Source organism: Pseudomonas sp. NS1(2017) (assembly GCF_002269425.1).
Taxonomy (GTDB): domain Bacteria; phylum Pseudomonadota; class Gammaproteobacteria; order Pseudomonadales; family Pseudomonadaceae; genus Aquipseudomonas; species Aquipseudomonas reactans.
On the sequence record NZ_CP022960.1, the window covers coordinates 6,566,373 to 6,589,543 of the forward strand.

General features: G+C 60.8%; 25 protein-coding genes. 15 read left to right on the forward strand and 10 right to left on the reverse strand.

What is annotated here, in order from left to right:
* The first annotated feature begins 115 nt into the window (after positions 1 to 115).
* The 3 genes from CI807_RS30570 (at position 116) to CI807_RS30580 (ending at position 2,261) form a co-directional block, all read left to right on the forward strand.
* Positions 116 to 427: a DUF962 domain-containing protein gene (locus tag CI807_RS30570; RefSeq protein ID WP_038851615.1), complete on the forward strand. Its 312-nt coding sequence runs from the start codon at positions 116 to 118 to the stop codon at positions 425 to 427.
* 350 nt (positions 428 to 777) lie between these two features.
* The gene (locus CI807_RS30575) at positions 778 to 960 is read left to right on the forward strand and encodes a hypothetical protein (protein ID WP_095017413.1); all 183 of its coding nucleotides are present in this window, start codon (positions 778 to 780) and stop codon (positions 958 to 960) included.
* Positions 961 to 1,064: 104 nt separating this feature from the next.
* Entirely contained in the window at positions 1,065 to 2,261 is a 1,197-nt protein-coding gene (locus CI807_RS30580) for an MFS transporter (RefSeq protein WP_095017414.1), read from the forward strand.
* Here the strand turns inward: CI807_RS30580 and arfB are convergent.
* Both arfB and CI807_RS30590 read right to left on the reverse strand, forming a co-directional pair.
* Positions 2,258 to 2,671 carry an alternative ribosome rescue aminoacyl-tRNA hydrolase ArfB gene (arfB, locus tag CI807_RS30585; RefSeq protein WP_016975416.1) on the reverse strand — a complete coding sequence of 138 codons (414 nt, stop codon included), beginning with the start codon at positions 2,669 to 2,671 and terminating at the stop codon, positions 2,258 to 2,260. The genes CI807_RS30580 and arfB overlap by 4 nt on opposite strands.
* A gap of 109 nt (positions 2,672 to 2,780) precedes the next feature.
* Positions 2,781 to 4,202, reverse strand: coding sequence for an amino acid permease (locus CI807_RS30590; RefSeq protein WP_095017415.1), 1,422 nt, complete (start codon positions 4,200 to 4,202; stop codon positions 2,781 to 2,783).
* A gap of 638 nt (positions 4,203 to 4,840) precedes the next feature.
* Between CI807_RS30590 and CI807_RS31540 the strand changes: the two genes are divergently transcribed.
* Entirely contained in the window at positions 4,841 to 4,978 is a 138-nt protein-coding gene (locus CI807_RS31540) for a hypothetical protein (protein ID WP_003175756.1), read from the forward strand.
* 73 nt (positions 4,979 to 5,051) lie between these two features.
* Entirely contained in the window at positions 5,052 to 6,011 is a 960-nt protein-coding gene (locus CI807_RS30595; RefSeq protein WP_095017416.1) for a leucyl aminopeptidase, read from the forward strand.
* A 60-nt stretch (positions 6,012 to 6,071) separates the two neighbouring features.
* Here the strand turns inward: CI807_RS30595 and rluB are convergent, their stop codons facing one another.
* The 6 genes from rluB to CI807_RS30625 form a co-directional block, all read right to left on the reverse strand.
* Positions 6,072 to 7,283, reverse strand: a complete 1,212-nt coding sequence (gene rluB, locus CI807_RS30600; RefSeq protein ID WP_010208149.1) for a 23S rRNA pseudouridine(2605) synthase RluB — start codon at positions 7,281 to 7,283, stop codon at positions 6,072 to 6,074.
* A 144-nt stretch (positions 7,284 to 7,427) separates the two neighbouring features.
* Complete coding sequence (locus tag CI807_RS30605) at positions 7,428 to 7,619, reverse strand: DUF1289 domain-containing protein (RefSeq protein ID WP_033896343.1); 192 nt, start codon at positions 7,617 to 7,619, stop codon at positions 7,428 to 7,430.
* 32 nt (positions 7,620 to 7,651) lie between these two features.
* Positions 7,652 to 8,590, reverse strand: coding sequence for an SMC-Scp complex subunit ScpB (gene scpB / locus CI807_RS30610; protein WP_095017417.1), 939 nt, complete (start codon positions 8,588 to 8,590; stop codon positions 7,652 to 7,654).
* 12 nt (positions 8,591 to 8,602) lie between these two features.
* A complete protein-coding gene (locus CI807_RS30615; RefSeq protein WP_164365898.1) occupies positions 8,603 to 9,301 on the reverse strand; it encodes a ScpA family protein in 699 nt (232 codons plus the stop codon).
* 120 nt (positions 9,302 to 9,421) lie between these two features.
* On the reverse strand, positions 9,422 to 10,051 hold the full coding sequence (locus CI807_RS30620; protein ID WP_016975422.1) for an L-threonylcarbamoyladenylate synthase: 630 nt from the start codon (positions 10,049 to 10,051) through the stop codon (positions 9,422 to 9,424).
* 13 nt (positions 10,052 to 10,064) lie between these two features.
* The gene (locus tag CI807_RS30625) at positions 10,065 to 10,928 is read right to left on the reverse strand and encodes a PHP domain-containing protein (RefSeq protein ID WP_038851593.1); all 864 of its coding nucleotides are present in this window, start codon (positions 10,926 to 10,928) and stop codon (positions 10,065 to 10,067) included.
* An 87-nt stretch (positions 10,929 to 11,015) separates the two neighbouring features.
* On the opposite strand from CI807_RS30625, the gene CI807_RS30630 reads away from it, so the two are divergent.
* The 7 genes from CI807_RS30630 to CI807_RS30660 all read left to right on the forward strand — a co-directional run bounded on the left by CI807_RS30630 (position 11,016) and on the right by CI807_RS30660 (position 16,524).
* Positions 11,016 to 11,612: a septation protein A gene (locus tag CI807_RS30630; RefSeq protein ID WP_016975424.1), complete on the forward strand. Its 597-nt coding sequence runs from the start codon at positions 11,016 to 11,018 to the stop codon at positions 11,610 to 11,612.
* A 1-nt stretch (position 11,613) separates the two neighbouring features.
* Positions 11,614 to 11,913 (forward strand): YciI family protein, encoded by a 300-nt coding sequence (locus CI807_RS30635; protein WP_015885584.1) that lies wholly within the window; start codon positions 11,614 to 11,616, stop codon positions 11,911 to 11,913.
* 106 nt (positions 11,914 to 12,019) lie between these two features.
* Complete coding sequence (locus CI807_RS30640) at positions 12,020 to 12,427, forward strand: translation initiation factor 2 (RefSeq protein WP_095017418.1); 408 nt, start codon at positions 12,020 to 12,022, stop codon at positions 12,425 to 12,427.
* Positions 12,428 to 12,434: 7 nt separating this feature from the next.
* Positions 12,435 to 13,112 carry a response regulator transcription factor gene (locus tag CI807_RS30645; RefSeq protein ID WP_003193803.1) on the forward strand — a complete coding sequence of 226 codons (678 nt, stop codon included), beginning with the start codon at positions 12,435 to 12,437 and terminating at the stop codon, positions 13,110 to 13,112.
* Between the two features lie 145 nt (positions 13,113 to 13,257).
* Positions 13,258 to 13,722 carry an LTXXQ domain-containing protein gene (locus CI807_RS30650; RefSeq protein ID WP_016975427.1) on the forward strand — a complete coding sequence of 155 codons (465 nt, stop codon included), beginning with the start codon at positions 13,258 to 13,260 and terminating at the stop codon, positions 13,720 to 13,722.
* 68 nt (positions 13,723 to 13,790) lie between these two features.
* Positions 13,791 to 15,134 carry a HAMP domain-containing sensor histidine kinase gene (locus CI807_RS30655; RefSeq protein WP_095017419.1) on the forward strand — a complete coding sequence of 448 codons (1,344 nt, stop codon included), beginning with the start codon at positions 13,791 to 13,793 and terminating at the stop codon, positions 15,132 to 15,134.
* A 40-nt stretch (positions 15,135 to 15,174) separates the two neighbouring features.
* Entirely contained in the window at positions 15,175 to 16,524 is a 1,350-nt protein-coding gene (locus CI807_RS30660; protein ID WP_095017420.1) for a CoA transferase, read from the forward strand.
* Between the two features lie 114 nt (positions 16,525 to 16,638).
* On the opposite strand, the gene CI807_RS30665 is transcribed toward CI807_RS30660, so the two are convergent.
* Both CI807_RS30665 and arcD (CI807_RS30670) read right to left on the reverse strand, forming a co-directional pair.
* Entirely contained in the window at positions 16,639 to 17,502 is an 864-nt protein-coding gene (locus CI807_RS30665) for a DNA-3-methyladenine glycosylase (protein WP_095017421.1), read from the reverse strand.
* Entirely contained in the window at positions 17,499 to 18,926 is a 1,428-nt protein-coding gene (gene arcD, locus CI807_RS30670; RefSeq protein ID WP_095017422.1) for an arginine-ornithine antiporter, read from the reverse strand. The genes CI807_RS30665 and arcD (CI807_RS30670) overlap by 4 nt, the downstream gene beginning before the upstream one ends.
* Positions 18,927 to 19,373: 447 nt before the next feature.
* On the opposite strand from arcD (CI807_RS30670), the gene arcD (CI807_RS30675) reads away from it, so the two are divergent.
* The 3 genes from arcD (CI807_RS30675) (at position 19,374) to CI807_RS30685 (ending at position 23,170) form a co-directional block, all read left to right on the forward strand.
* On the forward strand, positions 19,374 to 20,801 hold the full coding sequence (arcD, locus tag CI807_RS30675; protein ID WP_095017423.1) for an arginine-ornithine antiporter: 1,428 nt from the start codon (positions 19,374 to 19,376) through the stop codon (positions 20,799 to 20,801).
* Between the two features lie 33 nt (positions 20,802 to 20,834).
* Positions 20,835 to 22,091: an arginine deiminase gene (gene arcA, locus CI807_RS30680; RefSeq protein ID WP_016975433.1), complete on the forward strand. Its 1,257-nt coding sequence runs from the start codon at positions 20,835 to 20,837 to the stop codon at positions 22,089 to 22,091.
* A gap of 68 nt (positions 22,092 to 22,159) precedes the next feature.
* Positions 22,160 to 23,170 (forward strand): ornithine carbamoyltransferase, encoded by a 1,011-nt coding sequence (locus tag CI807_RS30685; RefSeq protein WP_095017424.1) that lies wholly within the window; start codon positions 22,160 to 22,162, stop codon positions 23,168 to 23,170.
* Position 23,171 lies beyond the last annotated feature (1 nt).

Sequence of the window (23,171 nt, forward strand, 5' to 3'; positions counted from 1 at the left end):
AGGATACTAAAGTGGCATCTATTGTCACTGGCTGTTACCACTGATCACTCTAGACTCAAATAAGCTCCCCGCCGAACATCTGTTGGGCGGCACAACAATCAAAGGGCCGGTCACCGTGGAAAACGTCAAGCGATTCAACAGCTTTGCTGAGTTCTACCCCTATTACCTGGCCGAGCACGCCAACAGCACGTGCCGACGCCTGCATTTTATCGGCACCACGCTGGTGATCGGCATTCTGGCGTATGCCATTGGCAGAGGTTCGCTTCTCCTGTTGATCGCCTTGCCGATTGCCGGTTACAGCTTTGCCTGGATCGGCCACTTCTTCTTCGAAAAGAACCGCCCAGCGACCTTTCAACACCCGTTCTACAGCCTTTTGGGGGATTTCGTGATGTACCGCGACATGATCCTGGGCAAGGTGCCGTTCTAACCGAACGACCGTTTAAACGATGAAAGTTCATCCATCTGCCGACATTAAAATCTTTTTGTCATTTGCAGTGCTGTATCCTGCCAAGGCTTTTTGAGAGCGCGGAATCACCTGCGATTGAAAAAACAGACCTTGCGAGGAGCGACGACGATGCACGAGATACCTAATCTCCCCTTCCCAAGCCTGCACCCAACAGAGCAGCCAACACCGCAGCAGGCCAGTGACAAACAGCCTGAGGCCAAAGAAGCAAAACCAGTCGACAGCGAAAGCCAGGACTGACGCCGTACCAGACCGTGTGGAAAGCGCAGCTTTGAGCGCTTTCCACACTGCCTGAATCAATCGAGACGCCCGCCATGACCGATACCCTCCCCGACAACCCGGACACCGCTGTACTCGACGCGGCCTTGCAGATGGTCGAGATCTGGAACCGCCTCAGCGCCGATAAACAAGCGCTGCTGCTCAAGCGTTTCGGCACCCAGGAAAACGCCCTGGCCGCTCTGGTCACCACCCAATTGCTCGCCCCTACCCAAGCCTGACGTCTTTCTGAGTTGAGGTTTTTGCGTTTTACCGCCCTGCGCGAGCCAAACCACCGGTATCATTAGCAGCCTATCTTTACCTGCCGCGACAGTGGACCTCTCCCATGCCCGATACCCAGCGCCCCATGGCGGTCACGCTGCAAGTTGTTTCCATCGTGTTGTTCACCTTCATTGGCTACCTGAACATCGGCATTCCCCTCGCCGTATTGCCGGGCTATGTCCATAGTGAACTGGGTTACGGCGCGGTGATTGCCGGCCTGGTGATCAGCGTGCAATACCTGGCCACCCTGCTGAGCCGCCCGTATGCGGGCAAAATCATCGATAACCTTGGCAGTAAGCGCGCGGTGTTGATCGGTTTGGCGGGCTGCGGCTTGAGCGGTGTGTTCATGCTGCTGGCTGCGTGGTTCGCCAGCCTGCCGGCCTTGAGCCTGGGCAGCCTGTTGATCGGCCGCCTGGTCCTTGGCAGCGCCGAAAGCCTGGTGGGTTCGGGCTCGATTGGCTGGGGGATTGGCCGTGTCGGCGCAGAGAATACCGCCAAGGTCATCTCATGGAACGGCATCGCCAGTTATGGCGCACTGGCCGTCGGCGCGCCGCTCGGGGTACTGCTGGTAAAAAACTTCGGACTGTGGAGCATGGGCGTCAGCATCATCCTGCTGGCCATCGTCGGCCTGCTGCTGGCCTGGAACAAAGTCGCCGCACCGATTGTTGCCGGCGTGCGCCTGCCCTTCATGAACGTGCTGGGCCGCGTATTGCCCCACGGCTGCGCCTTGGCGCTGGGCTCCATCGGCTTTGGCACCATCGCCACCTTCATCACCTTGTATTACACCACCCAGCATTGGGATAACGCGGTGTGGGCCCTGAGCCTGTTCGGCGCCAGCTTTATCGGCGCGCGGTTGTTGTTCGGCAACCTGATCAACCGGATCGGCGGTTTTCGCGTGGCGATTGCCTGCTTGTCAGTGGAGATCCTCGGCCTGCTGCTGCTGTGGCTGGCACCGGACGCAAACCTGGCCCTGGCGGGTGCGGCGTTGAGTGGGTTCGGCTTTTCCCTGGTGTTTCCGGCCTTGGGCGTCGAAGCCGTCAACCTGGTGCCGGCGTCCAGCCGCGGCTCGGCGGTGGGCGCCTACTCGCTGTTCATCGATCTGTCACTGGGCATCACCGGACCACTCGCCGGGGCTGTGGCAGCCGGCTTCGGCTTTGCGTCGATCTTCCTGTTCGCCGCCCTTGCCGCCCTCGGTGGTCTGTTGCTGAGCGTGTATCTGTACCGTCAGGCACCCAAGGCGCGCGAGGCGCGTAGCGACTAGAAGTCGACCTTGCCACGCCCGGCCTTGATACTGCCGCGCTTGGTCTTGGATTCGAGGCGGCGCTTCTTCGACCCCAGGGTCGGCTTGGTCGGTCGGCGTTTCTTCTCTACCTTGGTGGCGCTGAGGATCAACTCCACCAGACGCTCCAACGCATCCGCGCGATTCTGCTCCTGGGTCCGGTATTGCTGGGCCTTGAGCACCAGCACGCCTTCACTGGTGATGCGGCTATCGCGCAGCGCCAGCAAGCGCTCCTTGTAGAACTCGGGCAGCGACGACGCAGGGATATCAAAGCGCAGGTGCACCGCACTCGACACCTTGTTGACGTTCTGCCCACCGGCGCCCTGGGCGCGAATGGCGGTCAGCTCGATCTCGGCGTCGGGTAGGTGGACATTGTTGGAAATCACCAGCATGGGCAGCGGAAACCTCTGTGGGGGCAATCAAGGATACGCGAATGCGCGCGCCCATTCCTGAAACAACAAACCCGGCACAAGGCCGGGTTTGGTTTATCTCACGCACGCCTCACTTCACTGCTGGAGCAGCCACCTCCAAGGCTCGCTGCGCAACGCGCTTGTTCTTGATGCCGTAACACACCCACATGAACGCCACCCACACCGGGATCGCGTACACCGACACCTGGATCCCCGGAATCATCAGCATGATCACCAGGATAAACACCACGAACGCCAGGCACACATAGTTGCCGTACGGGTACCACAGCGCCTTGAACAATGGCACCTGCCCGGTACGGTTCATGTGTTGGCGGAACTTGAAGTGCGAGAAGCTGATCATCGCCCAGTTGATCACCAACGTGGCCACCACCAGGGACATCAGCAGTTCCAGCGCGTGTTGCGGGATCAGGTAGTTCATCAACACGGCGACCAGGGTAATCGCCGCCGACGCGAGGATGGAACGCACTGGCACACCGCGCTTGTCGATCTTCGCCAGGGCCTTGGGCGCGTCGCCCTGCTCGGCCATGCCCAGCAGCATACGGCTGTTGCAGTAGGTGCCACTGTTGTACACCGACAGCGCCGCCGTCAGGACCACGAAGTTGAGGATATGCGCAGCGGTGTTGCTGCCCAGCATCGAGAACACCTGCACGAACGGGCTGCCGCTGTACGCATCTCCGGAGGCGTTGAGGGTGGTCAGCAGGCTGTCCCATGGAGTCAGCGACAACAGTACGACCAGCGCACCGATGTAGAAGATCAGGATGCGGTAGATCACCTGATTGATCGCTTTCGGGATCACGGTGCGTGGCTGGTCCGCTTCAGCGGCGGTGAAGCCGAGCATTTCCAGGCCGCCGAAGGAGAACATGATGATTGCCATGGCCATCACCAACCCACCGACACCATGGGGGAAGAAACCGCCGTGCTCCCACAGGTTGGTCACCGAGGCCTGTGGCCCGCCGCTGCCGCTGACCAGCAGATAACTGCCCAGGGCGATCATGCCGACGATGGCCACCACCTTGATGATGGCAAACCAGAACTCGGCCTCACCAAACACTTTGACGTTGGCCAGGTTGATCAGGTTGATCAGCACGAAGAACGCCGCGGCCGAGACCCAGGTCGGGATCTCCGGCCACCAGTAATGCACGTATTTGCCGACGGCCGTCAGCTCCGACATGCCCACCAGAATGTACAGGATCCAGCAGTTCCAGCCCGACAGGAAGCCGGCGAAACCGCCCCAGTACTTGTGGGCAAAGTGGCTGAAGGAACCGGCAACCGGCTCTTCGACGATCATTTCGCCGAGCTGGCGCATGATCATGAAGGCAATGAAGCCGCAGATGGCATAGCCCAGGATCATCGACGGGCCGGCGGATTTGAGCACCCCGGCCGAACCGAGGAACAGGCCGGTACCGATGGCGCCACCCAGGGCGATCAGCTGGATATGCCGGTTTTTCAGGCCGCGTTTCAGCTCGCCTGAAGAGGAAGGGGGAACACTCATGAAAAGGCTCTCACGCAAGGTTTGATGATGTTGAATGCAGGTTGCTGCCTTGAATTACCGACTCAAGCAGCGCCGCTCAAACCCCAGCGCAGGCACCAGGAGTACAGCGTCTTTCTAACGGTCATGCGTCACCTGTTTGTTTTTATCTGTGACGAAATCGAACCCGTCCGGCTCGTGGCCAGGCGGAGTGATCAGGGTGGGTAAACCCTGAGGTCTTGGCCTTTTGCGTGATTACGCAAGGGGGTCACAGTAAAACGCGGCGGATTGTACACCGCTCGACAGCTTGCGGCCGACCCCAAGGGGCGTGTGCGACGATCTGTCAGCAAATCCTTACGGGGTAGCGCCGAGCAATTATGCCGCCATTTTCTCGTAAATTAATCGTTACAGCATGGAAAATTAACGTTACAGCCGTGATCTGAAGAAAAATTGTCGCTCGAAAATTTCCTACAACTCAGCTTCCGCAGCTGCCTGAATTTCCTCAAGAAAAAATCAAACCCGAAAAACAGAACAAAAAATCCAAATGAAACCGTGTCAATAAAAATTTTGCATTTTGAAACACTCTCTCCTAGGTTCTTCCCACTTGCCAGCGAAGCCCGTTGGCAAGCCGTTCTCAAACAACGTCCTCTAGGAGATACACCATGCAAGCACTGGAAAACGACCTGGAAACCGAACTGCAACTCGACGATTGGTTTGAAGCGCCGACCCATGAGGCCGCCGTTGAAATGATGCAAGCCGACGCCGTTGTGCCGTTCGGCACCGCGATGTGGCCATTCTAAATACCGACAGGCATCCGGCAGGTGCTGTGCACGGCATCTGCCTCCTTACCCAAGGCACAGAAGGAAACACGTCATGGACAAGGCCCGCGCCGTCGAACATTTTCTCTACTACCTCGCGCACCATCCGGCCCTCAATGGCCTGAGCCGCCCCACCGTGCTGCTGGGCCATACCGAGCGCTACGACGCCATCGCCCAGGCGATCACCCACAGCAGCGCCGCCCGCTTCAACTTCCAGGTGCAGCGCCTGGACCTGGCCGCCAGCGACACCTTGGCCGAGTCCATCGAAGCCTGCGACCTCTACCTGTTTCTCTACGACTCTTCCACCTTGCCCAACCCTCGCGCCGAAGGCCCGGACTTTATCCGCGCCCTGCAGGGTGTGATGGCCGAACACTGGAAAAAATCCCTGCTGTTCAAGGATTACGGCGACTACTTCTACGACACCTTCAGCGTCGAACCCCAGCGTATTGCCGACCTCAACGCCACGTTGATCCGGCGCATGTCCCAAGCCACCGTGCTGAGCTTTACCGACAAGCACGGTTCACGCCTGGAAGCGCCGATGAGCAGCATCAAGAAGTGGACCAATATCAACGGCATCGGCAACCACGACCTGGCCCCCGGCGAGATCGCCACCCACAGCGAAGCTATCAATGGCCAAGTGAGGTTTGTCGGCACCTTTCTCAGCACCATCCCGTTCGCACGTAAATATGGCGTGCTGGCGTCACCGCTGGAGTTGTGGATCGAGAACTCGACCATTTGCAGCGTGGCCAGTGACGTGCCGGGGCTGGCAGATGATTTCAACAAGTACCTGAATGCCAACCCGTCAAATCGACGCGTCGAGGAATTGGGGATTGGCACCAATGAAGGCGTGAAAGATCTGTATGCGCGCAATGCCGGGTTTGAGGAGCGCCATTGTGGGTTGCACCTGGGCTTGGGCGGCGGGCAGAAAGGCAGTCATCACCTGGACCTGATCTTTGCCAGTGGGGTGTTGGCGTTGGATGACAAGCCAGTATTCGATGGGACTTTTGCGTTCTGACAAATGCTGTGCATAAAAAAACGCCAACCCGAGGGTTGGCGTTTTTGTGCAGCCCTTACATCACTGCGGCTTCTTGCGACCAAAACCAGGACGCTGACCCGAACCGGCCGGGGCGCCACGGCGCTTGCCCGACGGCTCGTCGGCGACCAGCTTCGGGCCAGGGCGCTTGTTCGCCGCCGGCTTGGCTGGACGCTTGGTGCTGGCGTTATCAGCCGGGCGATCCGCTTCACCCCGGTTGCTGCGACCACCGGCCGGAGCCGGGCGCGGTGCACGTGGCGCACGTTCGCCTTCCTGGCGCGATGGCGCGGTTGGACGACGCTCACCTTCGATCTGCGGCTCCCGGGAGATACGACCGCCGGTTGCCGGTGCATTCAGCGCAGGGCGCAGGGTGCGGGCCACACGCTCGGTGCGCGCCACAGGACGCGACGATTTGCGCTGCATACGCTCAAGCTTGTCTTTGCTCTTGGCGTTCATCTGCGGCATCGCGACCGGCGTCAGGCCGACTTCGGCACTGAGGATGTCGACTTCGTACTGGCTCATTTCGCGCCAGCGGCCCATCGGCAGGTCGGAGTTCAGGAACACCGGGCCGAAACGCACGCGCTTCAGACGGCTGACCACCAGGCCCTGGGATTCCCACAGGCGACGTACTTCACGGTTACGGCCTTCCATCACCACGCAGTGGTACCAGTGGTTGAAACCTTCGCCACCTGGCGCCTGCTTGATGTCGGTGAACTTGGCCGGGCCGTCTTCGAGGACAACCCCTGCTTTCAAACGCTCGATCATCTCGTCATCGACTTCGCCACGCACACGTACGGCGTATTCGCGGTCCATCTCGTAGGACGGGTGCATCAGGCGGTTGGCCAGTTCGCCGTCAGTGGTGAACATCAGCAAGCCGGTGGTGTTGATGTCCAGGCGTCCGATGTTGATCCAGCGGCCTTCTTTGGGCTTGGGCATCTTGTCGAACACAGTCGGACGGCCTTCCGGGTCGTCACGGGTGCAAATTTCACCGTCCGGCTTGTTGTACATGATCACGCGGCGCACCGATTCGGCGGCCTCTTCACGCTTGATGACCTTGCCATCAATGGTGATTGCATCGTGCAGGTCGACGCGCTGGCCGAGGGTGGCCTCGACGCCGTTGACCTTGATGCGCTTCTGGGTGATCCAGGCTTCGACGTCGCGGCGCGAGCCCACGCCGATACGCGCCAGCACCTTTTGCAGTTTTTCGCCTGCTGGGCCGATTTCCTGGCTGTCGTTCTGGTCTTTGTCGTTCATCTTAAGCACCTCCCGGTGGGTCGATTCAGGCGTGGCCTGAAGAGTGTTGAAAGCGGGGCTTTGGCCGAACAGATCGGCAAAGGGTCGCGAATCATACGCGCATGGTGCGCGTTGCGCATCAGAGACTAGTCGATAAGGCCGTAATCATTTGCTTTTCCGCCGACCGGTGGCGCCCAGGGCCAGCAATCGGAGTTCGGCTTCGGCCAGGACCGTGCGTTTGTCGGCCTTGTCGAGTTTCTTCCAGGCGCGGATCTCGCGCTTGCTGCGGCCACAGCCGACGCAGATATCGGCGTTGAATTTGCAGAGGCTGATGCAAGGGTCTTTGGTGGAACTCATGGGCAATCCTTTTTAAGGACAGTCAGATTGCGTCAGTCTTCGAACTGGCGGCGTTCGGCTTCGATGGCTTCTGCCAGGGCGCGGGCTTCGTCTTCCTCGTCGCTCAGGGGCGGTTGTTCGAGAGCGGCGACGGCGGCGAGGAGCTTTGCACGGGCTTCAGCCACGCCAAGGATGTCTTCCTCTGGCTCCGGCTCCGGTTCTGCTTCGACTTCAGGCTCAACTTCCACGTTCGGTTGAGTTTCAGGTTCGGCTGCACCGTCACGCAGCAGGTCATCAAAGTCAGTCTTGATGCCCTGCTCCATGTCGTCCAATTCCAGCAACAACGTATGAAAACTGGTCTCGTCCTTCGGCTCTTCCGGCTCGGCACTGGCGTCGGCCAATTCCTGCAGGCTGGCGGGGACGGGTGCGTCGTCGAAATCGAGCACTGGTTCGGCTTCCATCTCGCGCAGTTCGGCCAGCGGCGGCAGGTCGTCGAGGTTTTTCAGGTTGAAATGGTCGAGAAACACCTTGGTGGTGGCGAACATCGCCGGTTTGCCGGGCACGTCACGGTAGCCGACGATGCGGATCCACTCGCGTTCCAGCAAGGTCTTGACGATATGGCTGTTGACCGCCACGCCCCGCACATCTTCGATCTCGCCACGCGTAATCGGCTGGCGATAGGCGATCAGCGCCATGGTTTCCAGCATCGCCCGCGAATAACGTTGCGGACGCTCTTCCCACAAACGGCCGACCCACGGGGAAAACTTCTCACGGATCTGCAGGCGGTAACCCGACGCCACTTCGCGCAGTTCAAAGGCGCGGCCATCGCAGGACTTGCGCAGGATCTCCAGCGCCTTCTTGAACACCGGCGGCTCAGGGCGCTCGGCTTCTTCAAAGAGTTCGAACAGGCGTTCCAGGGATTGCGGCTTACCTGAGGCCAGTAGGAAGGCTTCCAGCAACGGCGCCAGTTCGCGGGGTTCAGTCAGATTCATCGATTCAGCTCTTTATTCGGCTCGCGCCCGCACGTGGATAGCCGCAAAAGGCTCATTCTGGACCAGCTCGACCAAGGATTCCTTGACCAATTCAAGGATCGCCATAAAGGTCACCACCACGCCCAGGCGACCTTCTTCGGCGGTGAACAGCTCGACAAAAGGTACGAAACCGCCGCCCTTGAGGCGCTCCAGCACGTCGCTCATGCGCTCGCGGGTCGACAGCGCTTCACGGCTGACCTGGTGGCTTTCAAACATATCGCCTCGGCGCAGCACCTCGGCCATGGACATCAGCAATTCTTCCAGGCTCACGTCCGGCAGCAGTTTGCGTGCGCGGGCTTCGGGGGCGTCGAGCTTGGGCACTACGACGTCGCGGCCCACGCGGCTCAAGCCGTCGATGCCTTCGGCGGCGGCCTTGAAGCGTTCGTACTCTTGCAGGCGGCGGATCAGTTCGGCGCGAGGGTCGTCTTCTTCGGCTTCCACCGTTTCCGAACGCGGCAGCAGCATGCGCGACTTGATCTCGGCGAGCATGGCGGCCATCACCAGATACTCGGCGGCCAGCTCCAGGCGCACCGACTGCATCAGCTCGACATAGCCCATGTACTGACGGGTGATTTCCGCCACCGGGATGTCGAGGATGTTGATGTTCTGTTTACGAATCAGGTACAGCAGCAAGTCCAGCGGCCCCTCGAACGCTTCAAGGAAGACTTCCAGCGCGTCCGGCGGAATGTACAGATCCAGGGGCATTTCCATGACCGCCTGGCCATACACCATGGCAAACGGCAGTTCCTGCTGGGCGTCGGCCTGGGGATCAACGGTTTCCACGGCTGACATTCAGGCCTCGACCATGAACGGGGCCGGGTCGCCGCAACCCACGCGGATCACTTCGGGTTCGCCGTCGGCCAGGTTGATCACGGTCGAGGCTTTGTTGCCGCCGTAGCCGCCGTCGATGATCAGGTCGACATGCTTTTCCAGCAGGCGGCGCATTTCGTAAGGGTCGTACAACGGCTCATCTTCGCCCGGCATGATCAGCGACACGCTCATCAACGGCTCACCCAGCTCTTCGAGCAGCGCCAGTGCGATGGGATGTTCCGGCACCCGCAGGCCGATGGTGCGCTTCTTGGGGTGCAGCAACAGGCGCGGCACTTCGCGGGTGGCGTTGAGAATAAAGGTGTAGGGCCCCGGCGTATGGGCCTTGAGCAGGCGGAAGGTGCCGGTATCGACCTTGGCGAACAGGCCGAGCTGGGACAGGTCGCTACAGATCAGCGCGAAGTTGTGCTTGTCGTCCAGCTGGCGCAGGCGTCTTACACGCTCCACCGCGCCCTTGTCGCCGATCTGGCAACCGATGGCGTAGGACGAATCAGTCGGGTAGATCACCACGCCGCCGGCGCGAATGATCTCGACGGCCTGTTTGATCAGGCGCGCCTGGGGGTTTTCCGGATGAATCTGGAAAAATTGACTCACGTGTTCTACCTGTTCAGACGGTGGCAGTAATGGGGTCATGCTTGAATCGCCCCGACAAGAGCGGCAGGTCTTCGGGTACCTGGCGATACTCGCCGATTTCGGACCACCCACCTGGGCCATGAAAATCACTGCCGGCGCTGACCAGCAGACCAAATTCGCGGGCAAGGATCGCCAGGCTGCCGACCTGCTCGGCAGGTTGGTGCCCATTAACCACTTCGATCGCGTGGCCGCCCGCTCCAATATAGTCGCTGATCAGCTTGCGGCGCTTGCTGCGGGTGAAATCGTAATGCCAGGGATGCGCCAGGCTCACCCAGGCCCCGGAGGCACGCAGGGTCGCCACGGTATCCTCCAGGGTCGGCCAGTGTTGCTTCACATCCCCCAACTTGCCGGCGCCCAGCCATTTGCGGAAGGCTTCGGCGCGATCCTTGACGAACCCTTCACGCACCATCCAGTCGGCAAAGTGCGGCCGGGCCGGTGCATTGCCGCTGTCGCCCAGTTCCTGCTGGATGGCGCGGGCGCCGTCGAGAGCGTTCGGCATGCCTTTAAGGCTGAGCTTGCGACTTATTTCTTCGGACCGCAGCCAGCGGCCATCGTGCAAATCGGCGATGGCCTGCACCAGCGGCGGGGCCTGCTGATCGAAACCGTAGCCGAGCACATGAATGGTGGCGCCGCCCCAGGTGCAGGACAATTCCACGCCGTTGACCAGTTGCATGCCCAATGAATGCGCGGTTTCGCGGGCTTCGTCGAGGCCTTCGAGGGTGTCGTGGTCGGTCAAGGCCAGGACTCGCACGCCTTTTTCAAACGCACGCGCAACCAGTACCGCGGGCGCCAGGGCGCCGTCGGAGGCCGTGCTGTGGCAGTGCAAATCAACATTCACGGGGATGTGTAACCTCAAGTCAGCTGGCGCTTTCGCTACCAAGGATGTTTGTTATTATGCCGCCACATCCAGCTTCTGGCTCTTACTGTGAAACAATTCATCGACTTCATCCCGCTGTTGCTGTTTTTCATCGTTACCAAACTCGACCCCAGGGTCATCGATATCGCCGGTCACCCAGTGTCGTTCGGGGGCATCTACAGCGCCACCGCCGTCCTGATCATCAGCTCTATCGTCGTCTACGGCGCTATCTTCATCTCCCAGCGCAAGCTGGAAAAAAGCCAATGGCTCACCCTCATTGCCTGCCTGGTATTCGGCGGACTGACCCTGGCCTTTCACAGCGAAACCTTCCTCAAATGGAAAGCGCCGGTGGTGAACTGGCTGTTCGCGCTGGTGTTTACCGGCAGCCACTTCATCGGTGATCGCCTGCTGATCAAGCGAATCATGGGCCATGCGCTAACCCTGCCAGAGCCGGTGTGGACACGCCTGAACGTGGCCTGGATCGTGTTCTTCCTGTTCTGCGGCGCCGCCAACCTGTTCGTGGCCTTTACCTTCCAGGATTACTGGGTCGACTTCAAAGTGTTCGGCAGCCTGGCCATGACCGTGTTGTTCCTGGTGGGCCAGGGTATCTACCTGTCGCGCCACCTGCATGACGTTGCCCCTACCACGCCTAAAACCGAGGACTGACATGCTCTACGCCATCATTGCCACCGACGTGGCCAACTCGCTGGAAAAGCGCCTGAGCGTACGCCCGGCGCATGTCGAGCGCCTCAAGCAGCTGCAGGCCGAAGGCCGTATCGTGCTGGCCGGCCCGCACCCTGCGGTAGACAGCAACGACCCAGGCGATGCCGGTTTCACCGGGAGCCTGATCGTCGCCGAATTCGCCTCCCTGGCCGATGCCCAAGCTTGGGCCAAGGCTGATCCTTATGTGGCCGCCGGCGTTTACGCGGACGTCGTGATCAAGCCGTTCAAGCAAGTCCTGCCTTGACTCAGGTCACGCCGAACCATTTCGGTTCGGCGCGCTCCTAATTGCTCATTATTCTCGGTACCCTGCCGACAACGTTCTGAATATTCGTGTGGAATCAGGAGTTCCGATGCGCTTACGTCAGTTGTGTCTGTTGGCAGTGGTAATGATCGGGGCTACGGCCCACGCTGAAGAAACCTCGAACACCGGCAGTTCCACGCCCCTGTCCTTGAGTGCCGGCGCCCAGATCACCGAGTTGCAGCAACGTTTGAAAGAAAGCGAACGCCAGCGTGAAGAACTGAGCAAGCAACTGCAAAGCGCAGATGCTGCCCGCGAAAGCGCCCAATTGAGTCGCCTTCGCCAAGAGAACCAACGCCTGGCCCAGCAACTCAAAGATACACAGGGCGGCGCCTTGACCCGCTGGCTGACCGAGCAACAACAGTGGTTCGTCACCGGTGGGGCCGTCGCGCTGATCGCCCTGCTGTGCGGGATCTTCGCCAGCGGGGGGCACCGTCGCCGTCGACAATGGCTAAATTGAGTGAGTCATGAGCGAGCTGTTACTGATAGATGATGACCAGGAGCTCTGTGAGCTGCTGACCAGTTGGTTGAGCCAGGAAGGCTTTCAGGTGCGTGCCTGCCATGACGGCCTGAGTGCGCGCAAAGCCTTGGCCGACAGCGCCCCGGCTGCGGTGGTGCTCGACGTGATGCTGCCCGACGGCAGTGGCCTTGAGTTGCTCAAGCAATTGCGCAACGACCACCCGGAACTGCCGGTGCTGATGCTCTCGGCCCGTGGCGAACCGCTGGACCGCATCCTCGGCCTCGAACTGGGCGCCGACGACTACCTGGCCAAGCCCTGCGACCCACGCGAGCTGACCGCCCGCCTGCGTGCCGTTTTGCGGCGCAGCCATCCGGCTGCCGTGTCGACCCAGTTGGAATTGGGCGACCTGTGCTTCAGCCCGGTGCGCGGCGTGGTCAGCATCGACGAACAGGAGTTCGCCCTCACCGTTTCCGAAAGCCGCCTGCTGGAAGCCTTGCTACGTCAGCCTGGCGAGCCGCTGGACAAGCAGGAACTGGCGCAGATCGCCCTGGGCCGCAAGCTGACCCTTTACGATCGCAGCCTGGACATGCACGTCAGCAACCTGCGCAAAAAGATCGGCCCACACCCGGATGGCCGGCCGCGGATCGTGGCGTTGCGTAGCCGGGGCTACTATTACAGCCTTTGAAATCGGGAGCCCTGGGCTCCTGGTTTTGTCAGCCCTCACTCAAATCGTCTTTACCCAAGCTTTACCCACACCTGACCGCCGCTGACCTTGATCTCCGTAATCTACTCACATCCGGACTCACCGGAATAGAGACAGGAGAATCACCATGCGCAAGACCCTTATCGCTTTGATGTTCGCCGCTGCCCTGCCCACCGTTGCCATGGCGGCAATGCCTGAAGGCCCAGGCCCGATGGGCGGCCCGGAAGGCCACATGATGGGTGGCCCGGGCCACGGTGGTGAACACGGTCCGCGTGGCAAAGGCGGCCCCTTCAGCCAACTGGACCTGAGCAAGGAACAGCGCCAGCAGATCGGCAAATTGATGGGCGACCAATGGCACGCCCGCAAAGACTTGACCAAGAAGTACTTGGACAAACTGCCAGCCGCTGACCAGAAAGCCATGCAGGACGAAATCGCCGCCGGTAAGCAGAAAACCCAGGCGGACATCCGCGCTGTGCTCAAGCCTGACCAGCAGAAGAAATTCGACGAAATCGTCAAACAGCAAGAGCAGCGCCGCGCTGAATGGAAGGAATTCCAGGCCTGGAAAGCGCAACAGCCGCAAAAAGCGCAATAATGCATCTGCGTTAACGCTCCCAGCCCAGTGGCCCTCGCCACTGGGCTTTTCCTGTTTGAGGGTTTCCTGTGCGTTCATTGTTCTGGCGCATCCTGGCCAGTTTCTGGCTGGCCATCGCCTTGGTTGCCGGGCTGTCGATCCTGCTTGGGCACATGCTCAATCAAGATGCGTGGATTCTCAGCCGTCACCCCGGCCTCAATAACCTGGCCGAAGAGTGGACCCAACTCTACGAAACCCAGGGTGAGGACGCGGCCCAGGATCTGCTGCAACAGCGCAAGCGCCAGTACCACATCGACGTGCAGGTGCTGAATGAAAGTGGCGAGCCGGTGGTGCGCGGCACCTTTCCGCGCCGCGCAGCCGCCTTCGAAGCGCGCCAGAATGACAGCCAGGACGGTCACCTGCCCTGGCGTCGCCTGACCGCCGAGTACACCAGCGAAAAGACCGGCGACACCTACCTGCTGATCTACCGCATCCCCCACCCGGAACTCGACGCCTGGCACCGCAGCAGCCTTTTGTGGCCGCTGAGCGCGCTGGCGATTGCGCTGGTGGTGCTGACCCTGTTCAGCCTGTTGGTGACGCTGTCCATCACCCGGCCACTCAGCCGGTTGCGCGGCGCGGTACACGACCTTGGCCAGGCCACCTATCAGCAAAACAGCCTGGCGCGCCTGGCCAACCGTCGCGACGAATTCGGCGTGCTGGCCACCGATTTCAACCGCATGGGCGCCCGCCTGCAAAGCCTGATCGGCAGCCAGCGCCAGTTGCTGCGCGACGTGTCCCACGAACTGCGCTCGCCCCTGGCGCGTCTGCGTATCGCCCTGGCGTTGGCCGAACGCGCCAGTCCCGAAGAGCGGGAAAAACTCTGGCCGCGCCTGACCCGTGAGTGCGACCGACTGGAAGCCTTGATCAGCGAAATCCTGGTACTGGCCCGTGTCGATGCCGATAACGCCAGCGCCGAAGAGGTCGACCTCACTTCTCTGCTCAAGACCCTGCAAAAGGACGCCCAACTCGGCGCGCCGGACCAGCTAGTGCAACTGAACGCCGAAACGGACCTGCACCTGAAGGGCTGGCCGACCATGATCGAACGCGCAGTGGATAACCTGCTGCGCAATGCCCAACGCTTCAACCCACAGGGCCAGCCGATTGAACTGCACGCCCAGCGCCAGGGTGATCGGATCCTGATCAGCGTGCGCGACCACGGCCCCGGCGTTGAGGCCGAACACTTGAGCCAGCTCGGCGAACCCTTCTACCGCGCCCCCGGCCAGACCGCACAAGGCCATGGCCTGGGCCTGGCGATTGCGCGTCGCGCCGCCGAACGCCATGGCGGCAGCCTGATCCTGGCCAACCATCCCGAGGGCGGTTTTGTTGCCAGCATCGACCTGCCATTGGAACCTGGGGTTGTCACACTGGCCTGATGATCTTCTATAGTGGCCCTTCTCTTATGGAGGGCCTTTGATGACTGACCTGCTGACTCCCATCCAAGCCGCACTCGCTCTACCACAAACGCCACTGGCCTTTACCTCAGCCGGCGCCCTGCCCTCGACCTTCGCCGTGACTGAGCTGGCCAGCGCCAGCATCGGCGCTGCCGGCCAAGCGGTGGCGCAACTGATCCAGCAACAGACCGGGCGCCTGCCCAGCGTCAGCGTGGACCGGCGCCTCGCGTCCTTTTGGTTTTCTTCTTCGATCCGCCCGGTAGGCTGGGAAACACCACCGCTGTGGGACCCGGTGGCCGGCGACTACGCCAGCGCCGATGGCTGGATTCGCCTGCACACCAACGCGCCTCATCACCGCGCAGCGGCCGAGCGTGTACTCGGCAAAGTGACCGACCGAGCTGAAATGGCCGCCAAGGTTGCCAAATGGAACGCCGCCGAACTGGAGCAAGCGATTGTCGATGAGGGTGGTTGCGCCGCGCAGATGCGTGACTGGCAAGCCTGGCAGGCACACCCCCAAGGACTGGCGGTGAATGCCGAAGAATTGGTGCAGCGCCAGACCTTTGCAACCACCACCGACAAGCCCTGGCTCGGATCGGCTGCGCGGCCATTGGCGGGCCTCAAGGTACTGGACCTGACCCGTGTATTGGCCGGCCCCGTCGCCAGTCGCTTTCTCGCAGGCCTGGGTGCTGACGTGCTGCGCATCGATTCGCCCACCTGGAATGAGCCCGGCGTAGTACCGGAAATGACCCTGGGCAAACGTTGCGCCCGCCTGGATTTGAAAAGCCCGGAAGGCCGACAGGTTTTCGAAGGCCTGCTCAAGGATGCCGACATCCTGTTCCATGGTTACCGCGCCGATGCCCTGGAACAGCTGGGCTACACCGCCGACGCCCTGCAAACCCTCTCCCCAGGCTTGATCGATGTAAGCCTCAACGCCTACGGCTGGAGCGGCCCGTGGCGCAATCGCCGGGGTTTCGACAGCCTGGTGCAGATGAGCAGCGGGATCGCCGCCGCCGGCATGGCCTGGAAACGGGCGGACAAACCAGTGCCGCTGCCGTTGCAGGCGTTGGATCACGCCACCGGGTATTTGATGGCAGCCAGTGCGATTCAAGCATTGAGCGAACGGTTGAAGTCCGGGCGTGGTGGCGCGGCGCGGTTGTCATTGGCACGAACGGCGAGCTTGTTGGTGGAGGCTGGACAAGTGCCGGAGCAACCAGCGTTACGCGCCGAAGCGCCAACGGATCAAGGCGTATTGGTGGAGCAGACAGCCTGGGGCCAGGCACATCGATTATTGCCACCGGTGACCATCAGCGGCACGCCGTTGCAGTGGGATTTGCCGGCTGGGGAGTTGGGCTCACATCGGCCTCAGTGGTGACCTTGAGTCCGCATTCGCGAGCAAGCCCGCTCCCACATTTTGACCGAGTACCTCCATGGAATGCGGTCGAATGTGGGAGCGGGCTTGCTCGCGAAGAGGCCGGTACAGGCACTCTTAATCCGCCCGCTGCAACGACGTCCACAAGTGCTGCGCCGCATACGCCCTGAGCGGTCGCCAAGCCTCAGCCCGCGCCAGCAACTGGCGTGGGCTCACCGGCCCACCTTCCAACGCCGCCAGCGCATTGATCAACCCGATATCCCCCGAGGCAAATGCATCCGCCTCGCGCATCTGGCGCATGGCGACGTACTGCGCGGTCCAATCACCAATGCCTGGCAACGCCACCAACCGCGCCACACCGGCCTTGAGGCTGGCCTGGGGTTCGAACAATCGAGGATCATCCAGCAACGCCTGGGCCACACCCGACAAGGTCCGCCCACGTGCCTTGGGCATGCCCAGCGTCGCCAGGTCAGCCGCCGCCAACACCTCGGCGGTGGGAAATACATGGGTGATACCGGCGTGCGGGGTTTCCAATGGCTGGCCGTATTGAGTCACCAACTTGCCCGCCAGACGAATCGCGGCCACCACGGTGATTTGCTGGCCCAGCACCGCGCGAATCGCCAGTTCCAGGCCATCCCAGGTGCCCGGTACACGCAAGCCCGGACGCGCCGCAACCAACTGCGCCATCAATGGGTCCGTCGCCAGTTGCGGGTTGATCAACTGGGGTTGGGCATCCAGATCAAACATAGCGCGCAGGCGACGCTCGATCTCAGGCAAAGCCGCCGCTTCTGGAAAATCCACCTCCACGTCGAGCCAATCGCCATCCCCCATTGCCACGCTGATCCAGCCATGCTGTGCGCCGAGGCGGATACTGCGCCGGTACACGCCCGCCTCGACCGTCTCCATCCCGCCGATCGCCCGCGCCGACAGAAACCCCACCATTGCCGCCCAATCGTAGGGCGGCTGATACGCCAGTCTCACAACGACAACACCCCGCTGTACAAGCCATACGCCGCCAACCCTGCGCCGGCGATCACGCAGCTGAAAATGCCTTTTTCCATGTGGGTAAACAAGGGCTGGCCCTGCTCACGTTTGGCGAGGGCAAACAGGATCACGCCCGGCGCATACAACAGCGCCGACAGCAGCAGGTATTTCAAGCCCCCGGCGTAGAGCAGCCACACGGCGTAGCCGAGGGCAATCAGGCCTACCAGCAGGTCCTTCATGCGCTGGCCGTGGGCGCCTTCATAGGTTTCGCCGCGCCCGCTCAACAGCACCGCATAGGCGGCCGACCACAGGTAGGGCACCAGGATCATCGAGGAAGCCAGGTAGATCAGGGTGGTGTAGGTGCTGTGGGAAAACAGCGTGATCACCAGAAAGAGCTGGATCATCACATTGGTCAGCCACAGCGCATTGACCGGCACCTGGTTGACGTTTTCCTTTTTCAGGAAGGCCGGCATGGTCTTGTCATGGGCGGTGGCGTAGAGGATTTCCGCGCAGAGCAGCGCCCACGACAACAAGGCGCCGAGCAGCGACACCGCGAGGCCGATGCTAATCGCCATCGCCCCCCAGGGGCCGACGATATGTTCCAACACACCCGCCAGGGACGGGTTTTGCAATTGCGCCAATTCCGGCTGGCTCATGATCCCCAGGGACAGCACGTTAACCAGCACCAGCAACGCCAGCACCCCCAGGAAGCCAATCACCGTGGCGCGGCCCACATCCGAGCGTTTCTCAGCCCGCGCCGAGTAGACACTGGCGCCTTCGATGCCGATAAACACAAACACGGTGACCAGCATCATGTTGCGCACCTGGTCCACCACGCTGCCGATCTTAGGGTTGCCCAGGCCCCAGATATCGCGGGTGAAGATATCCGCCTTGAACGCCACGGCGGCGATCACGATGAACATCAGCAACGGCACGATCTTGGCCACGGTGGTGATCTGGTTGATGAACGCCGCCTCCTTGATCCCGCGCATCACCAGGAAATGCACGGCCCACAGCAGCAGCGACGCACAGCCGATGGCCACCGGTGTGTTGCCCTGGCCGAACACCGGAAAAAAGTAGCCGAGGGTACTAAACAGCAACACGAAGTAACCAACGTTGCCCATCCAGGCGCTGATCCAGTAGCCCCAAGCCGATGAAAACCCCATGTAGTCGCCGAAACCCGCCTTGGCGTAGGCGTACACCCCTGAATCCAACTCGGGCTTGCGGTTGGCCAAGGTCTGGAACACGAATGCCAGGGTCAACATGCCGACGGCGGTGATTGCCCAACCGATCAGCACGGCCCCCACCTCGGCGCGGGCAGCCATGTTCTGCGGCAAGGAAAAAATCCCGCCACCGATCATCGAGCCCACCACCAGGGCGATCAAGGCGCTGAGTCGAAGTTTCTGGGCCGGTTGGGACATACACACTCCTGGTCAATAACTGTTTGAGCCGACAACCGTGCACTCAACTAATTAACTCAGCGAGTGTAGCGTTTATTAGAGAAGGCGATAAAACTGACACGGTCATAACGTAATGGCATGTCAGTTACACACAATTAGGCTTATTTAGAATTTAAATACTGCACACGCATTACGCTTATAGCGCTTTGGTGAAACTTCGTTCAAAAAGTTTGCACATCTGGAAATACGGTCTAGCTTCAAACGTCCACGGACCTGACTAATAGATTAACCATAAAGCGAGAGAAGCGCTCTGCAAAGCACCTCTCCGAGGATTTATATCGCCCACGAGTTTCCAGCCTAAGTCATTAATTCACAATGGAATGTGCCAATGAAGTGATCTGAGTCAGCTGTTTGAATAGCGCACGGAATTATTCTGTGGTCTCTCTTCTCCTGCATTGGAGTTATGCAATGTCTGAATCTCCCGGAAAACTTCGACTCGGCGCACTGGTTGCACTTGTCGTGGGCTCGATGATCGGCGGCGGGATCTTCTCACTGCCGCAGAACATGGCCGCCAGCGCCGATGTCGGCGCGGTGTTGATTGGTTGGGTGATTACCGCCATCGGCATGTTGACCCTCGCGTTTGTGTTCCAGACCCTCGCCAACCGCAAGCCCGACCTCGACGGCGGGGTCTACGCCTACGCCAAGGCCGGTTTCGGCGACTACATGGGTTTCTCGTCCGCCTGGGGTTACTGGATCAGTGCCTGGCTGGGCAACGTGGGGTACTTCGTACTCTTGTTCAGCACCCTCGGTTATTTCTTCCCGCTATTTGGAGAGGGAAATACCCCTGCTGCAGTAATCGGTGCCTCAGTGCTGCTGTGGGCCGTACATTTCCTGGTGCTGCGCGGCATCAAGGAAGCGGCGTTCATCAACCTGGTGACCACAGTCGCCAAGGTCGTGCCGCTGGTGCTGTTCGTGTTGATCGCGCTGTTTGCGTTCAAGCTGGAGATCTTCACGGCTGACATCTGGGGTGTGAAAAACCCCGACCTGGGCAGTGTGATGAACCAAGTGCGCAACATGATGCTGGTCACCGTCTGGGTGTTCATCGGCATCGAAGGCGCGAGCATCTTCTCGTCCCGTGCGGAAAAACGCTCCGACGTGGGCAAGGCCACGGTGATCGGTTTTATCACCGTGCTGTTGTTCCTGATGCTGGTGAACGTGCTGTCCCTGGGCATCATGACCCAACCCGAACTGGCCAAGCTGCAAAACCCATCGATGGCCGCCGTGTTGGAACATGTGGTGGGCCACTGGGGCGCGGTGCTGATCAGCGTCGGCCTGATCATCTCGCTGTTGGGAGCGCTGCTGTCGTGGGTGCTGCTGTGTGCGGAGATCATGTTCGCCGCCGCCAAGGACCACACCATGCCGGAGTTCCTGCGCAAGGAGAACGCCAACCACGTGCCGGTCAACGCCCTGTGGCTGACCAACGCCATGGTGCAACTGTTCCTGGTGATCACGCTGTTTTCCGCCAGCACTTACCTGTCACTGATCTACCTCGCCACCTCGATGATCCTGGTGCCTTACCTGTGGTCGGCGGCCTACGCCCTGTTGCTGGCGGTGCGTGGCGAGACCTACGAAAACGCGCTGAAAGAGCGCAAGAAAGACCTGTTCATCGGCGCCATCGCCCTGATCTACGCGATCTGGCTGCTGTATGCCGGCGGCACCAAATACCTGCTGCTCTCCGCCCTGCTCTATGCGCCCGGCGCGATTCTGTTCGCCAAGGCCAAGCGTGAACTGGGCAAACCGATTTTCACCAACGTCGAGAAGCTGATTTTCGCCGCAGTGGTCATTGGCGCCCTGGTGGCGGCCTATGGGCTCTACGACGGCTTCCTGACCCTGTAACACCTGAATCTTTTGTTCACTGGAGGATCTGTAATGACCACGGAAAAAGTGAAGTACGGCGTACATTCCGAAGCCGGCAAACTGCGCAAAGTCATGGTGTGCTCCCCAGGCTTGGCCCACCAGCGGCTAACCCCCAACAACTGCGATGAACTGCTGTTCGATGACGTGCTGTGGGTGGCCCAGGCCAAGCGCGACCATTTCGACTTTGTGACCAAGATGCGCGAGCGGGATATTGATGTGCTGGAAATGCACAACCTGCTCACCGATATCGTCGCCATCCCCGACGCGCTGGACTGGATCCTGGAGCGAAAAATCACCGCCAACACCGTCGGCCTGGGCCTGGTGGATGAAGTCAGCTCCTGGCTGCGCAGCCTGGAGCCGCGCAAAATCAGTGAATTCCTGATTGGTGGCGTGTCGGCCGATGACCTGCCGAGCAGCTTCGGTGGCAAGACCATCGAGATGTTCCGCGACTTCCTCGGGCATTCCAGCTTCATCCTGCCGCCGCTGCCCAACACTCAGTTCACCCGTGACACCACCTGCTGGATCTACGGCGGCGTGACGTTGAACCCGATGTACTGGCCGGCGCGACGCCAAGAGACCCTGCTGACCACCGCCATCTACAAATTCCACCCCGAGTTCACCAACGCGGACTTCCAGATCTGGTACGGCGACCCCGACCAGGAACACGGCGCCTCCACCCTGGAAGGCGGCGACGTAATGCCCATCGGCAACGGCGTAGTCCTGATCGGCATGGGCGAGCGTTCGTCCCACCAGGCGATCGGCCAACTGGCGCGCAACCTGTTCAAGAACAAGGCAGTGGAAAAGGTCATCGTGGCCGGCCTGCCGAAATCCCGCGCCGCGATGCACCTGGACACCGTGTTCAGCTTCTGCGACCGCGACCTGGTCACCATCTTCCCCGAAGTGGTCAACCAGATCGTCGCCTTCACCCTGCGCCCTGACGAGAGCAAGCCTCACGGCATCGATATCCAACGCGAGAAAACCAACTTCCTCGACACCGTCGCCGCGGCCCTCGGCCTCAAGGCGCTGCGCGTCGTCGAGACCGGCGGCAACAGCTTCGCCGCTGAACGCGAGCAGTGGGACGACGGCAACAACGTGGTGGCCGTGGAGCCCGGCGTGGTGATCGGTTATGACCGCAACACCTACACCAACACCCTGCTGCGCAAGGCTGGTGTGGAAGTCATCACCATCAGTGCCGGTGAACTGGGCCGTGGCCGTGGCGGCGGCCACTGCATGACCTGCCCGATCATCCGCGACCCTATCGACTACTAAGCGACCATCCCTGGCCGGCGTCCATAAGACACCGGCCAGGCAGATCACCGAATCCTAGGAGAATCATCATGGCGTTCAACATTCACAACCGCAGCCTGCTCAGCCTGGAACACCACACCCCGCGCGAGCTGCGCTACCTGCTGGACCTGTCCCGCGACCTCAAGCGCGCCAAGTACACCGGCACCGAACAGCAACACCTCAAAGGCAACAACATCGCGCTGATCTTCGAAAAAACCTCCACCCGCACCCGCTGCGCCTTCGAAGTGGCCGCCTATGACCAAGGCGCCAACGTCACCTACATCGACCCGGGCTCCTCGCAGATCGGCCACAAGGAAAGCATGAAGGACACCGCCCGCGTACTCGGGCGCATGTATGACGCCATCGAATACCGTGGCTTCAAGCAGGAGATCGTTGAAGAGCTGGCCAAGTTCGCCGGCGTGCCGGTGTTCAACGGCCTGACCGATGAATATCACCCGACCCAGATGATCGCCGACGTGCTGACCATGCGTGAACACGCCGACAAGCCGATCCATGAGATCAGCTACGCCTACCTGGGCGATGCCCGCAACAACATGGGCAACTCGCTGCTGCTGGTGGGCGCGAAGCTCGGCATGGACGTGCGCATCTGCGCGCCGAAAGCCCTGTGGCCTCACGATGACCTGGTCGGCCGCTGCAAAAAATATGCGGAAGAAAGCGGCGCGCGCATCACCCTCACCGACGACCCGAAAGCCGCGGTCAAAGGCGTGGACTTCATCCATACCGACGTGTGGGTATCCATGGGTGAGCCCGTGGAAGCCTGGGCCGAGCGTATTGAGCAACTGCTGCCGTACCAAGTGAACGCCGAGCTGATGAAAGCCACCGGCAACCCACGCACCAAGTTCATGCACTGCCTGCCGGCGTTCCACAACAGCGATACCAAGGTCGGCAAGCAGATTGCCGAGCAGTATCCGCACCTGGCCAATGGCATTGAAGTGACAGACGACGTGTTCGAGTCGCCGGCCTGCATCGCCTTCGAGCAAGCGGAAAACCGCATGCACACCATCAAGGCGATCCTGGTGTCGACCTTGGCCGACCTGTAAC